12 protein-coding genes are annotated in these 16387 nt (G+C 71.2%); 6 read left to right on the top strand and 6 right to left on the bottom strand.

What is annotated here, in order from left to right; translation table 11 throughout:
• Positions 1–133: 133 nt before the first annotated feature.
• The 3 genes from ACZ4O3_RS21365 to ACZ4O3_RS21355 all read right to left on the bottom strand — a co-directional run bounded on the left by ACZ4O3_RS21365 (position 134) and on the right by ACZ4O3_RS21355 (position 3635).
• Positions 134–658, bottom strand: a complete 525-nt coding sequence (locus ACZ4O3_RS21365) for a hypothetical protein (RefSeq protein ID WP_467723585.1) — start codon at positions 656–658, stop codon at positions 134–136.
• A gap of 424 nt (positions 659–1082) precedes the next feature.
• Entirely contained in the window at positions 1083–1742 is a 660-nt protein-coding gene (locus tag ACZ4O3_RS21360) for a YceI family protein (protein ID WP_467723583.1), read from the bottom strand.
• Positions 1743–1991: 249 nt separating this feature from the next.
• On the bottom strand, positions 1992–3635 hold the full coding sequence (locus tag ACZ4O3_RS21355; protein WP_467723581.1) for a M4 family metallopeptidase: 1644 nt from the start codon (positions 3633–3635) through the stop codon (positions 1992–1994).
• A gap of 138 nt (positions 3636–3773) precedes the next feature.
• Between ACZ4O3_RS21355 and ACZ4O3_RS21350 the strand changes: the two genes are divergently transcribed.
• On the top strand, positions 3774–4226 hold the full coding sequence (locus ACZ4O3_RS21350) for a gamma-glutamylcyclotransferase family protein (protein ID WP_362714915.1): 453 nt from the start codon (positions 3774–3776) through the stop codon (positions 4224–4226).
• Positions 4227–4538: 312 nt separating this feature from the next.
• Here the strand turns inward: ACZ4O3_RS21350 and ACZ4O3_RS21345 are convergent, their stop codons facing one another.
• Positions 4539–5228: a SanA/YdcF family protein gene (locus ACZ4O3_RS21345; RefSeq protein WP_362714918.1), complete on the bottom strand. Its 690-nt coding sequence runs from the start codon at positions 5226–5228 to the stop codon at positions 4539–4541.
• A gap of 184 nt (positions 5229–5412) precedes the next feature.
• On the opposite strand from ACZ4O3_RS21345, the gene ACZ4O3_RS21340 reads away from it, so the two are divergent.
• The 5 genes from ACZ4O3_RS21340 to ACZ4O3_RS21320 all read left to right on the top strand — a co-directional run bounded on the left by ACZ4O3_RS21340 (position 5413) and on the right by ACZ4O3_RS21320 (position 12436).
• Positions 5413–6147: a sirohydrochlorin chelatase gene (locus ACZ4O3_RS21340; protein ID WP_467723579.1), complete on the top strand. Its 735-nt coding sequence runs from the start codon at positions 5413–5415 to the stop codon at positions 6145–6147.
• Positions 6148–6289: 142 nt separating this feature from the next.
• The gene (locus tag ACZ4O3_RS21335) at positions 6290–7570 is read left to right on the top strand and encodes a deoxyguanosinetriphosphate triphosphohydrolase (RefSeq protein WP_362714924.1); all 1281 of its coding nucleotides are present in this window, start codon (positions 6290–6292) and stop codon (positions 7568–7570) included.
• 158 nt (positions 7571–7728) lie between these two features.
• Complete coding sequence (locus ACZ4O3_RS21330) at positions 7729–8994, top strand: NAD(P)/FAD-dependent oxidoreductase (RefSeq protein WP_467723578.1); 1266 nt, start codon at positions 7729–7731, stop codon at positions 8992–8994.
• 129 nt (positions 8995–9123) lie between these two features.
• Positions 9124–11031, top strand: coding sequence for a DNA primase (gene dnaG / locus ACZ4O3_RS21325; RefSeq protein WP_362714930.1), 1908 nt, complete (start codon positions 9124–9126; stop codon positions 11029–11031).
• 103 nt (positions 11032–11134) lie between these two features.
• A complete protein-coding gene (locus ACZ4O3_RS21320; RefSeq protein ID WP_362714933.1) occupies positions 11135–12436 on the top strand; it encodes an RNA polymerase sigma factor in 1302 nt (433 codons plus the stop codon).
• A gap of 185 nt (positions 12437–12621) precedes the next feature.
• On the opposite strand, the gene ACZ4O3_RS21315 is transcribed toward ACZ4O3_RS21320, so the two are convergent.
• Together ACZ4O3_RS21315 and ACZ4O3_RS21310 are read right to left on the bottom strand one after the other, a co-directional pair.
• Positions 12622–14550, bottom strand: a complete 1929-nt coding sequence (locus tag ACZ4O3_RS21315; RefSeq protein ID WP_467723577.1) for an ABC transporter ATP-binding protein — start codon at positions 14548–14550, stop codon at positions 12622–12624.
• Positions 14550–16283 (bottom strand): ABC transporter ATP-binding protein, encoded by a 1734-nt coding sequence (locus ACZ4O3_RS21310; protein ID WP_467723576.1) that lies wholly within the window; start codon positions 16281–16283, stop codon positions 14550–14552. The genes ACZ4O3_RS21315 and ACZ4O3_RS21310 overlap by 1 nt, the downstream gene beginning before the upstream one ends.
• Between the last annotated feature and the right edge of the window lie 104 nt (positions 16284–16387).

Raw genomic sequence — 16387 nt, 5'->3', positions numbered from 1 at the left:
CGGAGCTTCTGACGCGGGGGAAAGGGGCTCGCGGGAGCTGCCTGACCCCCTACCCCCTCCGGGCCGCGAGGGGCGTCGGACCCGGAGGGGGTGGGATGTGCGGTACCGGCGGACGGACAGCGGAGGGTGTCCGTCAGATCCCGTCGCCTCTCGCCCGGCGATGCAGGAGCCAGGTACCGCCCGCGGCGGCGACGGCCAGAGCCGTCACACCCGCCGCGGTCTGCACGGGGTCGGTGCCCAGGGCACCACCGACCCCCGTCTTCACGCTGCCGTGGGGCTGTACCTGCCCGCCGGCAGCCGGCATCAGTGCCACCACCAGGTCCCCGGTCACCTGCTGGTTCCCGTCGGCGCACTTCGCGACGATCTCGTACGTCCCCGGCTGCGCGCCGTCCGGCACCTGGAACCGGCCGATCGCCTCGCCCTCATGGGTGCTGGGCGCGAGCGTGAACGTCCCGGCGCCGACCGAAGTGGCGTCGCCGAGCGCCGAGGACTTCTCCCCGCAGACAGCCGTGTTCACGGAGACCTGGGCGCCGGGGGTCGTGGTCGAGGGGTAGACGGCCAGGCTGCCGGCACTGCCGCCGTACGCCGGGGCGGCGGCGAGACCGGCCGCGGCCACGGCGAGCGCGGCCCCGGTCAGTGGACGGACAGTGCGTCGCATGGTGCTCCCTCGTCGAACTCTTCCCACTTCCTTGCTCTTCCGAGGTAAAAGCAGGCGGGCCGGGCCCGCTCCCTGAGATTCCGTCAGGTGTGGGATGAATGGGTGTCACAGGACGGTGCCCGGGAAACGGCTGTGAGGGAGTTCCGGCAGGTCAAGGGCGCTGCAGAGGGTCCAGTATGAAAAGCACACGAACGGCGGCCCCCGCGGGGAGTGAACGGGTGACCGCCCGGGACCGTCCCCGGCACGTCACCCGCCCCGGCGGCGGTGCGGCGAGCGCGACCCCGGGCCGGCCCGGTCACCGCCGGAAAGGGGAGGACGTGGCCGGATTTCCGGCCTCGGAATACCGGGGAATCAGGCCAGGTGTTGATTCCGGTCCGGACTCCGCACGGCATCGTGTGCGGTGTTCGGGGGCGGCGGGCGGGATTCAGCCTCCTTCCGGTGTCATCCGGATCGCCGCTATGTCGAACTGCAGCCGTACCGTCTCGCTCACCATCGCGCCGCCCTCCGCCAGGCGGGAGTTGTAGGACAGGCCCCAGTCCATGCGGTTGATGGTGGTGGTGCCGTCGAAGCCGACGCGCTCGTAACCGAAGGGGTCCGTGACGTTGCCTATGTAGGTGAGTTCCAGGTCCACCGGGCGGGTGGTGCTCCTGATGGTCAGGTCGCCGGTCATGACGTACACGTCGGGGGACTTGAGGCGGACCGCCGTGCTCTGGAAGCGCATGCGCGGGTGGGTCGCGGCGTCCAGGAAGTCGCGACCGGTCAGGTGGGCGTCCCGCTGTTCCACGCCCGTGTCGACACTGGCCGTGGAGAGGGTGATCTCCGCCCGGGAGCGGGACGGGTCGCGGCCGTCGAAGTAGAGGCGGCTGCGGTACTCGGCGAAGGACCCGCGGACCGTCGTCACCATCGCGTGCCGGACCGAGAAACCGATTCTGCTGTGTGCCGGGTCGATGATCCACTCGCCGGTGAGGGCGGCGAGGGCGGGGTCGAGCAGGACGGGTGCCGAGGCGGGGGAGGCCGGCGCCGCCGGGCGTGGGGGGACCGTGGGGGTGCGGCGAGGCGTGTGGGGGCGGCTGAACAGGTTCATGGTCAATCTAGTTAGTGCACGCGGGGAATTGCCGCAAGTGGCCGTCGGGGCGGCGGCGTTCGGGAATTGCGCGGGGCGTCACCAAAACTGCACATCACTGCACGGCATCGCCATGGAATCCACTCGGGAAACGCCCGGAATTCCCCGGCCCCGTGTTTTTTGAATTGCGCCGTCCCCCCTTTTCCGGGGTGTGTGTGACGGCCGTCCCGGTGCACCGGGACGGCCGTCCTCGGTTCCGCGTGCCGCCGCTCAGTTCACGTTGACCGCGCTCCAGGCCGCCGCCACCGCGTTGTACTCCGCGCTGCCCGCGCCGTAGAGGTCCTTCGCCGCGTTGAGGGTCGCCGTGCGGGCGCCCGCGTAGTTGGTGGAGGACGTCATGTAGACCGTCAGCGCGCGGTACCAGATCGCGCCCAGCTTGTCGTGGCCGATGCCGGTGACCGTCGAGCCGTTGTACGTGGGGGAGTTGTAACTCACGCCGTTGACGGTCTTCGCGCCGCTGCCTTCCGCCAGCAGGTAGGCGAAGTGGTTGGCGACGCCCGACGAATAGTGCACGTCCAGATTCCCCACCGACGAACTCCAGTAGTCCGCCGAGTTCCCGTCCTTCGACGGCTGGTCCATGAAGCGCAGCGCCGCCTTGCCGAAGCCGGAGCGGACGATCTTCTCGCCGATCAGGTAGTCGGCCGGGTCGGAGGAGTTGTTCGCGTACCACTCCACCAGCGTGCCCAGGATGTCGGAGGTCGCCTCGTTCAGGCCGCCGGACTCGCCCGAGTACGTCAGCGCCGCGGTCTTGGAGGTGACGCCGTGGGTCATCTCGTGGCCCGCCACGTCCAGCGCCACCAGCGGACCGAAGGTGGTCCCGTCGCCGTCGCCGTACGTCATGCAGAAGCAGCTGTCGTCCCAGAAGGCGTTGTTGTAGCTGTTGCCGTAGTGGACGCGGTTGTACGAGCCCTTGCCGTCGCCCGCGATGCCGTTACGGTTGTGGACGTTCTTGTAGTAGTCCCAGGTCTCGTTGGTGCCGTACTGGGCGTCGACGGCCGCCGAGGCGCGGTCCGCGGTCGCCCCGGTGCCCCAGTGGTTGTCGGTGTCCGTGAACACGGTCGACGGCGCCCGGACGATGCAGATGCCGAAGACGCACAGGTCCGTCTTGTTGGCCGCGTCACCCGTGTACGTGTTGCCGCGGGTGGGATCCGTGAGGTTGTACGCCGATCCCGCCTGCGTCGTCTCCAGCGGGACCGTACCGCTGTACAGCGACCTGCCGTCGCCGGTCGCCGTCTCGATGCTGTCCCAGGCGTCGATCTGGGCGCCGGTGCGGGCGTCGGTCAGCACCGTGCGGGCGACCGGGTTGCCGAGCGAGTCCCTGCCGACCGCGTTGGTGCGCCAGGCCAGCTTGGGGGTGCCGTGCAGGGCGTCGACGACCAGCTCCGGCCTGGCCCGCACCTGCTTCAGCGCGTCGCCGAGGTTCGCCGCCCGCAGCGCGTTCACCGCGAGGCCGGCGGCCTTCGGGGCGGATATCTCCGGGACGGTCGAGGCGAGGGATATCGTCCCCCGGGTCGCCCGGTCGGCACCGCGGTAGGCGCCGTCCGCCTTGAGGTGGACGACGAAGTCACCGCCCAGCACGGGGAGCTGACGGTAGGTACGGTCGTAGCGGACGTGCTGGGTGCCGTTGCTGTCGACGATCACGTCCCGGACCCTGGTGCCCTCGGTGGAGGTGAGGCCGAGGGTGCCGGCGTACCGGACGAGCGCCTGTGCCGCGTTCTCGATCGCGGTGGCCCGGGTCGGTCTCGTGTCGGCGTGGGCGGCGGGAGAGAGCGCGGCGGCCAGCAGGGTCGCGGTGGTGGCGGCGACGCCGGCCGTGGCGAGACGGGAAACTCGGGTGTTCCGTGTCCGGCTCATCGGTCTCCTTGGAGATGCGCCTCAGAGGCGTGGGGGTGGCGCTGATGACGACTGCGATTTAAGAGGCCATGACAACTCATGTCCATAGCGCCTCCATGGAGATGTGTGTGGGGGTGAAGGGGGTGGAGAATCCTTTCTGTGACCACCCGGAACCGTCGCCGCCTCCCCTTCTTCGTCTACGGCACGCTCCGCCCCGGCCAGCCCAACCACGACCTGTTCCTGCGGGGACGGACCGTGTCCGAGGAACCCGGCCGGCTCCCCGACGCGGTGCTGTACGACGGGCCCGGCTACCCCTACGCGCTCGAGGAGCCGGGCGGTGAACTGAGCGGTGAACTGGTCACCGCCCGCCCTCAGACGTACGACCGGCTCCTCCTGGAACTCGACGCGTTGGAGGAGTACGTGCCGGGGGATCCGCGCAGTCTGTACGTGCGCGTGGAGCGGGACGCCGTACGACGGCGGGACGGGGCCGCCGTCCGGGCCTGGGTGTACCTCGCGGGGGACGTCGTCGCCGCCCGGCTGCGGACGGACGGCCGCCGTATCGAGGGCGGTGACTGGCGGGCCCGCGGGCTGCCCGGCCCGACCGTCCCGTGACGGCGGCTCCGGCGGTTCCTCACGGCCCGTGTGGCTTGTTCCGGGCCGGGGATGGCCGATCGGCGACCGTTGAGACCTCAAGGGGCCGCACCACAGTCGTGCACCTGTTCGCCAAGCACCACGCACGCCCCCCGACGGCCCGGTCCGGGCCCCCGCCGCACCCGGACCACGTCTCCCCCCACGTACACGCAGGCGGCCAGGAGGTCTCCGAGCCATGCCTCCGCGTCACCTCACCCCGCGCGGCCCGCGTCCGGCGGCCGGGACCCCGGCGGCGGCGAGGTACGCCGGCACCGCCCCGCGCTCCTGACCGGTCTACCCGGCCCGGCGGTCCGCCGCGGCCAGGGCCTTCGCGACCCCCGGTTCCCTCTTGCCGAGGAACCGGGGGTTCGGCTCGAACAGCACGTCCACGGCCGCCTTGCCCGCCGCGAGGACCTCCCGCGTCCCGCCGTAGTACCAGGTCGCGTCGTGCTTGGCGTCGACCCCGACGCCGTACGACTGCACCCCGGCCGCCTCGCACAGCGCCACCGCGCGCCGGATGTGGAAGCCCTGGCTGATCAGTACCGCCCGGTCCACGCCGAAGATCTTCTTCGCGCGGACGCAGGAGTCCCAGGTGTCGAAGCCCGCGTAGTCGCTGACGATGCGCTCGGCCGGGACTCCGTGCCCGGTGAGGTAGGTGCGCATGGCGTCGGGCTCGTCGTAGTCCTCGCGGCTGTTGTCGCCGGTGACGAGGACCACCTTGATACGCCCCTCCTTGTACAACCGGGCCGCCGCGTTCAGGCGGTTGGCGAGATACGGCGACGGCTCGCCGTCCCACAGGCCGGCGCCGAACACCATCGCGACGTCGGTGCGGGGGACATCCGCCACCGTGCGCAGCCGGCCGGCCGTCGACACGTACAGCCAGGTGGCCGGCAGCAGCGCCAGCACGCAGCCGGCCATCACACCCTGCACCAGCCGCCGTCTGCCGGTGCGGGTGCGCGGCAGACGCGGTCGGCGGATCTTCATACGGTTGTCCCCCTCGGCTTCCCTCGGCGTCCCCCAGGCCTCTTTCGGAGGCCCCGACCCTGGAGGACGCGGGACGAGCCGATCCGGTTCGCTCACAACGGCCGGGTTCGTGGCGTGAAGCGTACGAAAACTCCCGTGACGGTCAGGCAACGGGGGTGCAACCCCGCCCGGCGAGGATTCCTGCATGACCGTGTCCGACCTCCCCCCGCGCCCCGGCCCGCCCGCACTGGTCCTGGTGGCCCACGGCAGCCGTGACCCGCGTGCCCTCACCACCGTGCGCGCGCTCATGGACCGGGTACGCGCGCTGCGTCCCGAACTGTCCGTGCACCTCGGCCACATCGAGCTGAACGAACCGCTGCTCCCGGACACCCTCGCGGCCCTCGGCGGCACCCCCGCCGTCCTGGTCCCGCTGCTCCTCGCCCGCGGCCACCACGTCAAACGGGACATCCCCGAGGCGGCGGCCGCGGCGCAGGCGCCGACGCGGGTGGCGGGCCCGCTCGGCCCGCACCCGCTGCTCGCCGACACGCTGCACGCCCGCCTGCTGGAGGCCGGCTGGCGGCGCCGGCCCGCGAGCGCCGTCGTCCTTGCGGCGGCGGGTTCCCGCGATCTCGACGCCAGGGCCGACACCGGCCGCACGGCCCGGCTCCTGGCGGAACGCCTGGGCGTCCCGGTCGTCCCGGCCTACGCGTCGGCGGCGACGCCCACGGTCGCGGACGCGATCACCGCCCTGCGGGCGAAGGGCCGCCACCGCATCGCCGTCGCCTCCTGCTTCACGGCCCCGGGCCGCTTCGCCACGCAGTGCGCGCGCCACGCTCCTTGGCTGGCGTCGGCCCCGCTGGGAGCCCACGACGCGATGGCCGCCCTGATCCTGCACCGCTACGGACAGGCACGGGAGACGCCGGTCACAGCAGCGGCCTAGAGGGGCGCCGGTGGTACCCCCGGCCGAAGGCGGGGGAGGAACCGGGCGACCGACCACGACGCTCCCGCACCCGAAACCCGGCCCGGCAGGCCGGCAGCGCCTCAACCACCCGTTTGTCACTATCGCCCCGTACTGTCGAACCATGGCAGTCCCCGCACCCGCAGCCACCTCGGCCTACGACCCGGCGTCGGCCGACCGATGGGCCCCCGAACCCGACAAGCGCCCCGGCCGCACCGCCTTCCAGCGCGACCGCGCCCGCGTGCTGCACAGCGCCGCGCTGCGCAGACTCGCCGGCAAGACCCAGGTCGTCACCCCCGGCAACCCCAGCCAGATGTGGGACGCCAGCCCCCGCACCCGCCTCACCCACTCCCTCGAATGCGCCCAGGTCGGCCGGGAACTGGGCGCCGCACTCGGCTGCGACCCCGACCTCGTCGAGGCCGCCTGTCTCTCGCACGACCTCGGCCACCCGCCCTTCGGCCACAACGGCGAGCAGGCGCTGAACGAGTTCGCGGACGACTGCGGTGGTTTCGAGGGCAACGCCCAGTCGCTGCGCCTGCTCACCCGCATCGAGCCCAAGCGGTTCACCCCCGAGGGTTCCGTCGGCCTCAACCTCACCCGTGCCGCCCTGGACGCGGCCACCAAGTACCCCTGGCCGCGCGGCGCGCACCCCACCGACCCGGCGTCCCCGAAGTTCGGTGTGTACGAGGACGACCGCCCGGTCTTCGACTGGGTCCGCAAGGAGGCCCCCGGCACCCGCACCTGCTTCGAGGCGCAGGTCATGGACTGGTCCGACGACGTCGCCTACTCCGTGCACGACGTCGAGGACGGCCTGCACGCCGGCCACATCGACCCCAACTGCCTGCACGCCGAACCCGAACGGCGGGAGGTCTACGCGGTCGCCGTCGGCAGATACGTGCCGGCCGGCACCGACCCCGCCGAACTCGCCGCCGCCCTGGACCGGCTCCAGGACGAGGAGTGGTGGCCGCACGGCTACGACGGCACCGCGGCAGCCCAGGCCCGCCTCAAGGACGCCACCAGCCAGCTCATCGGCCGTTTCTGCCTGGCCGCGGAGGCCGCCACCCGCGCGACGTACGGCGCCGGCCGGCTCACCCGCTACGGCGCCGAACTCGTCGTACCGCGCGAGGCCCGGATGGAGTGCGCGGTGCTGAAGGCGATCGCGCACCGTTACGTCATGCAGCGGGCCGAACAGGAGCGGATCCGTGCCGAGCAGCGGGTCGTCGTCGCCGAACTCGCCGAGGCGCTGACCCGCCGCGCACCCGACGGCCTCGACCCGCAGTTCCGGGCGCTGTTCGACGCGGCCGGCGACGACCACGCCCGCAAGCGTGTGATCGTCGATCAGATCGCCTCGCTCACCGACGCCTCCGCGCGGTCGCTGCATGCGAGGCTGACGGGGCGTATGTGAATATTTCGTGACCCTCTGTGACTCTCCGTGGCCTGAACGGGTCATGATCGCGCCAGTGGGGGGCACTCCCTCTTCCCGCACCACGCTGTGTGCGGGAGGCTCACAGTGCGGCGCATGTGGGCGGCATATGTAGCGGCACCCTTACGAGGAGGCATCAAGTGGTCGACGCGGACCAGACATTCGTCATCGTCGGTGGCGGACTCGCCGGCGCGAAGGCGGCCGAGACGCTCCGAGCCGAGGGCTTCAGCGGCCGGGTGATACTGATCTGCGACGAACGCGACCACCCGTACGAGCGGCCGCCGCTCTCCAAGGGCTACCTGCTCGGCAAGGAGGAGCGCGACAGCGTCTTCGTGCACGAGCCCGCCTGGTACGCGCGGAACGACATCGAGCTGCACCTCGGCCAGACCGTGGACCGCATCGACCGCGCCGCCAAGACCGTCCGCTTCGGTGACGACGGCACGATCGTCCGCTACGACAAGCTGCTGCTCGTCACTGGCGCCGAGCCCCGCCGCCTCGACATTCCCGGTACCGACCTGGCCGGCGTCCACCACCTGCGCCGCCTCGCGCACGCGGAGCGCCTCAAGGGCGTCCTCGCCGCCCTCGGCCGGGACAACGGGCACCTCGTCATCGCGGGCGCCGGCTGGATCGGCCTGGAGATCGCGGCGGCGGCCCGGACGTACGGCGCCGAGGTCACCGTCATCGAGCACGGGCCGACCCCGCTGCACGGCGTACTCGGACCCGAGCTCGGCAATGTCTTCGCGCAGCTGCACCAGGAGCACGGGGTGCGGTTCCGGTTCGGCGTGCGGCTCACCGAGATCGTCGGGCAGGACGGCATGGTGCTCGCGGCCCGCACCGACGACGGCGAGGAGCACCCGGCGCACGACGTCCTCGCGGCGATCGGCGCGGCGCCCCGCACCGGCCTCGGCGAGGCGGCGGGGCTGGAGATCGCCGACCGCGCGCACGGCGGCGGCATCGTCGTCGACGAACGGCTGCGGACGTCCGACCCGGACATCTACGCGGCCGGTGACGTGGCGTCCTTCCCGCACGCCCTGTTCGGCACCCGGCTGCGGGTCGAGCACTGGGCCAACGCGCTGAACGGCGGTCCGGCGGCGGCGCGCTCGATGCTGGGCGGCGAGCCGGCCTACGACCGGGTGCCCTACTTCTTCTCCGACCAGTACGACCTCGGCATGGAGTACAGCGGATGGGCACCGGCCGGGTCGTACGACGAGGTCGTCATCCGGGGGGACGCGGGGAAGCGGGAGTTCATCGCGTTCTGGCTGAAGGAGGGACGGGTGCTGGCCGGGATGAACGTGAACGTGTGGGATGTCACAGAGCCGATCCAGAAGCTGATCACTTCGAGGGCCGTGGTGGACGCGGAGGCCTTGGCGGACCCCAGGGTGCCGCTGGAGAGCCTCGGCGCCTGAGGGGCTGCCGGGCCGTGGTGTCGCGGGTGCGGGGCCGGCGGGGTCGCTCGCGCGGTTCCTCCCCGAGCCTTCGGCCGGGGGTACCCCCAGCGCATCTTCGGGGCACGTCGGTGACCGTAGAATTCACCCGTGGCAGGACGGATCAATGACGAGGATGTGAAGGCGGTCCGGGACGCGGTCCCGATCGACGCCGTCGTGTCCGAGTACCTCCAGCTGCGCAACGCGGGCGGCGGGAACCTCAAGGGACTCTGCCCGTTCCACGACGAGAAGTCGCCGTCCTTCCAGGTCAGCCCGAGCAAGGGACTCTTCCACTGCTTCGGCTGCCAGGAGGGCGGCGACACCCTCACGTTCGTCATGAAGATCGACCACCTCTCCTTCTCGGAGGCGGTCGAGCGGCTGGCCGGGCTGGCCGGCATCACGCTGCGTTACGAGGAGGGCGGGTACAACCCCTCCCACCAGCGCGGTGAGCGGATCCGGCTGGTCGAGGCGCACAAGATCGCCGCCGGCTGGTACGCGGAACAGCTCGCCACCGGCCCCGAGGCCGAGACCGGCCGGGTCTTCCTGGCCGAGCGCGGCTTCGACCAGGCCGCGGCCGTCCACTTCGGCGTCGGCTACAGCCCCCAGGGCTGGGACCACCTCACCCGCTATCTGCGCGGCAAGGGCTTCACCGACAAGGAGCTGCTGCTGTCGGGGCTGTCGCAGGAGGGGCGGCGCGGGCCCATCGACCGGTTCCGGGGGCGGCTGATGTGGCCGATCCGGGACATCGGCGGCGAGGTGGTCGGCTTCGGCGCCCGCAAGCTGTACGAGGCGGACAACGGCCCCAAGTACCTCAACACGCCCGACACCGCGATCTACAAGAAGTCCCAGGTCCTGTACGGCATCGACCTCGCCAAGCAGAGCATCGCGAAGTCCAGCCGCGCGGTCGTGGTCGAGGGCTACACCGACGTCATGGCCTGTCACCTGGCCGGGGTGACGACCGCGATCGCCACCTGCGGTACGGCCTTCGGCGGCGAGCACATCAAGATCCTGCGCCGGCTGCTGATGGACAACGGCAGCGCCCGGGTGATCTTCACCTTCGACGGTGACGCGGCCGGCCAGAAGGCCGCCCTGCGCGCCTTCGAGGACGACCAGAAGTTCGCCGCCGAGACGTACATCGCCATCGCGCCCGACGGCATGGACCCCTGCGAGCTGCGCCTGGCCAAGGGCGACGAGGCGGTCGCCGACCTGGCCGAACCCCGCACCCCGCTCTTCGAGTTCGCGCTCCGCCAGATCGTGGCCCGCTACGACCTGGACACCCCGGCGGGCCGCGCGGCCGCCCTGGACGAGGCGGCGCCGATCGTCGCCCGGATCAAGAACAGCGGTGCCCAGCACGAGGTCGCCGTGGAACTGGCCGGCATGCTCGGCATCCTCGACACCCAGTTCGTGGTCAAGAGGGTGGCGCAGCTGGCCCGTTGGGCACGGGACAAGGGCGGGCGGGGTGCCGCCCCGGCCCGCGGCCCGCAACAGCCGTCGTACGACACCGGCGGCTCGCGCCCGGCCGTCTCGGGCCCCGCCCTCAATCTGCGCAACGCGGTCTACGCCACCGAGCGTGAGCTGCTGAAACTCGCCCTCCAGCGGCCCGAGTTGGTCTCCCCGGCATTCGACGCGTACGGCGTCGACGAGTTCACCGCCGCCCCGTACGCGGCCGTACGGCAGGCCGTCATGGACGCCGGCGGCGCCGAGTACGGCGCGCAGGACCCGCAGGAGTACCTGGTCCGGGTCCGTGAGGTGGCGCCCGACGACGTGGTCCGTGCCATGGTCACGGAGCTCGCCGTCGAGGCGATCATGCGCCGCACGGTCGACGAGAACTACGCGGGCGAGCAACTGGTGACCGTCCGCCGCCGGGCCGTGGACCGCCGTATCCACGAGATCCAGATCACCCTCACCCGCCTCGGCAGCGGCGGTGACCCGGCTCAACTCGCCGCCGTACAGAACGAGTTGTGGGTGCTCCAGCAGTACGGTCAGGCGTTGCGCGAGCGCGGCGTCGCCGCCCTGTGAGCCGAAGCCGGCCCGCAGGATAACCACGCGGTCACGGACCGGACGCAAAAAGTCACCGCACGCCCCTCGTGGCGGCGATGTGTCGTACCCCACACTGGGGGCGGTGCCTGAGTCCTCGGAGCGCGGCCGGCCCGTCCCGGACGGGTCCCACACCCCCGCCGTTCCACTCATCGCGTACGGGACGGACAGCGGCGAGGCCGTCGTCTCCGCCCCCGAAGTACCGCTGCCGTACCCCCTGGCAGCGATCATCCTGGAGGTCGCCCCCGTGCAGACCCAGACCCTGACCCAGACCGACAGCACGCTCACGGACGAGCCGGAAGCCGACGCCGACGCCTACGCCGGCGTGCCGCCGCAGAGCCGGCTCGCGCTCCATCCCGAGACGGAGGCGGAGCCCAAGGAGGCCGAGGGCCCGGCCGTGGAGGAACTCGCGGCCGACGCCCCGGAGACCGAGCCGGAGCCGGAGCCCGCCGCCGCGCCCCGCGTCGACGCCGGCAGTCCCTCCTCCGACCTGTTCCGGCAGTACCTGCGCGAGATCGGCCGTATCCCGCTGCTCACCGCCGCCGAGGAGGTCGAACTCGCCCGCCGCGTCGAGGCCGGCCTGTTCGCCGAGGAGAAGCTGGGCGGCGCCCCGGACCTCGACAGCGAACTGGCCCTCGACCTCGACCGGCTGGTCGTCATGGGCCGCATGGCCAAGCGCCGGCTCATCGAGGCCAACCTGCGGCTCGTCGTCTCGGTCGCCAAGCGGTACGTCGGCCGCGGCCTGACGATGCTGGACCTCGTCCAGGAGGGAAACCTGGGCCTGATCCGTGCCGTCGAGAAGTTCGACTACGCCCGTGGCTACAAGTTCTCGACGTACGCGACCTGGTGGATCCGCCAGGCCATGTCCCGTGCCCTGGCCGACCAGGCCCGGACCATCCGGGTCCCCGTCCACGTCGTGGAACTCATCAACCGGGTGGTGCGCGTCCAGCGCCGGATGCTCCAGGAGCGGGGCTACGAGCCGACGCCGGAGGAGGTCGCCGCCCACCTCGACCTCGCCCCGGAGCGGGTCGGCGAGGTGCTCCGGCTCGCCCAGGAACCGGTCTCCCTGCACGCCCCGGTCGGCGAGGAGGACGACGTGGCCCTCGGCGACCTCATCGAGGACGGCGACGCGGCGAGCCCGGTGGAGTCGGCGGCGTTCCTGCTGCTGCGCGAGCACCTGGAGGCGGTGCTGTCGACGCTCGGAGAGCGGGAGCGGAAGGTCGTACAGCTGAGGTACGGCCTGGCCGACGGCCGCCCCCGGACGCTGGAGGAGATCGGGCGCATCTTCGGCGTCACACGGGAACGGATCCGGCAGATCGAGTCGAAGACGCTCAACAAGCTCCGGGACCACGCCTTCGCGGACCAGCTGAGGGGCTACCTGGACTGAGAACCGCCCACCCCGCCACCCTCGGCGGCCGGCCCAGACCCCACCCGTGCGGGTGGGGTCTTCTCGTGCCGTGGCGCCCCACGACATCGCACTTGCGCAAAAAAGCAAATTCCTCAACGGCGGCAGCGGCCCCGCCCTGGGGGAGGGCGGGGCCGCCGTACCGTCCGCTCGGGTGCCGCCGCCGGTCAGTCCACCTCGGCCACCGCCTGCGCGAACTGCGCCTTGTACAGCCGCGCGTACGCCCCGTCGGCCGCCAGCAGCTCGGTGTGCGCGCCCTGTTCGACGATCGAGCCGTTCTCCATCACCAGGATGGTGTCGGCGTCGCGGATCGTCGACAGCCGGTGGGCGATGACGAACGAGGTGCGTCCGTGCGCCAGCTTGGCCATCGCCTTCTGGATCAGCACCTCGGTACGGGTGTCCACCGAGGACGTCGCCTCGTCCAGGACCAGGATCGTCGGGTCGGACAGGAACGCCCGCGCGATGGTGATGAGCTGCTTCTCACCCGCGCTGACGCCGGTGCCCTCGTCGTCGATCACCGTGTCGTAGCCCTCGGGGAGGGTCCGGACGAACCGGTCGGCGTGGGCCGCCCGCGCCGCCTCCTCGATCTCGCCCCGGGTGACCTCGCGCGAGGCACCGTAGGCGATGTTCTCCGCGATCGAGCCGCCGAACAGCCAGGTGTCCTGGAGCACCATGCCGATCCCGGCCCGGAGTTCGTCCCGGGACATGTGCGTGATGTCGACGCCGTCCAGGGTGATCCGGCCGCCGGAGACGTCGTAGAACCGCATCAGCAGGTTGACCAGGGTGGTCTTGCCGGCGCCGGTCGGGCCGACGATCGCCACCGTGTGGCCCGGTTCCACCGTCAGCGAGAGGTCCTCGATGAGCGGCTTCTCCGGGTCGTACCGGAACGACACGTGCTCCAGCGCCACCCGCCCGCGCAGCTCCGCCGGACGCTCGCCCGGCACCGGGTCGGCCTCCTGCTCCTCCGCGTCGAGGAGTTCGAAGATGCGCTCGGCCGACGCGACCCCCGACTGCACCAGGTTGGCCATCGAGGCGACCTGGGTCAGCGGCATCGAGAACTGCCGGGAGTACTGGATGAACGCCTGGACGTCACCGATGGACAGCGCGCCCGAGGCCACCCGCAGACCGCCGACGACCGCCACCAGCACGTAGTTCAGGTTGGACACGAACATCATCAGCGGCTGCATCACACCGCTGTTGAACTGCGCCTTGAACCCGGCCTCGTACAGTGCGTCGTTCTGCTCGGCGAACTGCTGCGCCGACTCCTGCTGCCGGCCGAAGACCTTCACCAGGGTGTGCCCGGTGTACATCTCCTCGACGTGGGCGTTGAGCTTGCCGGTGGTGCGCCACTGCTGCACGAAGTGCGGCTGCGAGCGCTTGCCGATACGGGTGGCGACGAGGAAGGACAGCGGCACGGTGGCCAGGGCCACCAGCGCCAGGATCCAGGACACCCAGAACATCACCGCGAGCACGCCGATGATGGTGAGCAGCGAGTTGATGAGCTGGCCCATCGACTGCTGCAGCGTCTGGCCGATGTTGTCGATGTCGTTGGTCGCCCGGGAGAGCACCTCGCCGCGCTGCCGCTTGTCGAAGTACGACAGCGGGAGCCGCGACAGCTTCCCCTGGACGTCCTCGCGCAGCCGGTACATCGTGCGGTTGACGGACCGGTTGACCAGCCGGGTCGCCACCGCCATCAGCAGGCCGGCGGCGACGTAGGTGCCGAGCGCGAACAGCAGGACGTCGCCGACCTGGCCGAAGTCGATGCCCTTGCCGGGCGTGAAGTCGGTGCTCCCCAGCATGTCGGCGACGGCCCCCTGGCCCCGCTCGTGCATCCCCTGGAGCACCTGTTCCTTGGTGGCGCCGGCCGGCATCTGCTCGCCGATGACACCGGCGAACACCAGGTCGGTGGCGCGGCCCAGGATCTTGGGGCCGATCACGCTGAGGGTGACGCTCGCGACCACACAGAACAGCAGCACGTAGATCGTGAGCTGTTCGGGCCTGAACCGGGCGAGAAGCCGTTTGCCCGAGTTCTTGAAGTCCATCGAGCGCTGGTCGGGGCCGCTCCCGGCCATCATGCGTCCCATGGGCCCGGCCATCAGGCGGCCTCCGCTTCCGTCAGCTGGGAGAGCACGATCTCCCGGTAGGTCTCGTTGCCGGCCATCAGTTCGTGGTGGCGGCCGGTGCCGACGACCCGTCCCTCGTCGAGGACGACGATCCGGTCGGCCTCCCTGATGGTCGCCACCCGCTGGGCGACGATGACGACGGTCGCCTCGGCCGTCTCCGCCGCGAGCGCGGCGCGCAGGGCCGCGTCGGTCGCGTAGTCGAGGGCGGAGAAGGAGTCGTCGAAGAGGTAGATCTCCGGGCGCTGCACGAGCGTGCGGGCGATGGCCAGACGCTGCCGCTGGCCGCCGGAGACGTTCGTACCGCCCTGGGCGATGGGCGCGTTCAGGCCGCCCTCCAGCTTCGCCACGAAGCCCTTGGCCTGCGCCACCTCCAGCGCGTGCCACAACTCCTCGTCGGTGGCGTCCGGGTTGCCGTACCGCAGGTTGGTCGCCACCGTCCCGGCGAACAGGTACGGCTTCTGCGGGACCATGCCGACGGTCTGCGCGAGCAGCTTCGGATCGAGGCCCGAGACGTCCTCGCCGTCCACGAGGACCCGGCCGTCCGTGGCGTCGAAGAGACGCGCGACCAGCCCGAGCAGGGTGGACTTGCCGCTTCCGGTGGAGCCGATCACGGCGGTCACCTCGCCGGGCCGGGCCACCAGGTCGACGGCCTTGAGCACCGGCTCCTCGGCACCCGGATAGCGGAAGCCCGCGCCCCGGATCTCGAGGTGCCCGTGCCGGCGCAGCTCGGTGACCGGCGCGAGCGGCGGGACGACGCTGGACTCGGTGTCCAGCACCTCCTCGATGCGCTCGGCGCAGACCTCGGCGCGCGGCACCATCATGAACATGAAGGTGGCCATCATCACGGACATCACGATCTGCATCAGGTAGGCGAGGAACGCCGTCAGGTCGCCGATCGCCATGTCACCGCTGGCTATGCGGTGGGCGCCGAACCAGACCACGGCGATCGACGACACGTTCACCGTCGTCATGACGATGGGGAACATCAGCGCCAGCATGTTGCCGGTGGCCAACTGCATCTGGGTGAGGTCCTTGTTGGACTTCCCGAACCGGCCCTGCTCGTACTCGTCGCGGACGAACGCGCGGATCACCCGGTTGCCGGTGATCTGCTCGCGCAGCACCCGGTTCACCGTGTCGAGGCGTACCTGCATGGCCCGGAACAGCGGACGCAGCCGGCGCACGATCAGGGTCACCGAGACACCGAGCACGGGGACGACGGCGACCAGTACCCCGGACAGCGGAACGTCCAGGCCGAGGGCGAGCACGATGCCCCCGACACACATGATGGGCGCCGACACCATCAGCGTGAACGTCATCAGGACCAGCATCTGGACCTGCTGTACGTCGTTGGTCGTACGGGTGATGAGAGAGGGCGCCCCGAAGTGACCCACCTCACGTGAGGAGAAGGACTGCACCCGGTCGAAGACGGCGGCGCGCACATCCCGGCCGAGCGCCGACGCGGTCCTGGCGCCGTAGTAGACGGCACCGATGTTGCACACCACCTGCGCGAGCGAGATGCCGATCATCAGGGCGCCGAACGACAGGATGTAGTCCGTGTCACCCTTCACGACCCCGTTGTCGATGATGTGTGCGTTGAGCGTGGGCAGGTAGAGAGTGGCGCAGGTCTGCAGCAGCTGCAGCAGCACCAGGATCGAGATGGGTTTCCTGTAGGGCCTGAGATAGGTCCGCAGAAGTCGTATGAGCACGCTACGTCTCTCGGAGTCGGCGGTGGGGGCGGGTTCGCTTGCCCGGATGGCGGGATCGCTTGCCCTAGGCCCCTATCGTCCGACACTCCACCCGCGTTACCTCA

This window comes from Streptomyces sp. NPDC026515 (genome assembly GCF_055567595.1).
This window is presented reverse-complemented; position numbering and strand designations above follow the sequence as displayed.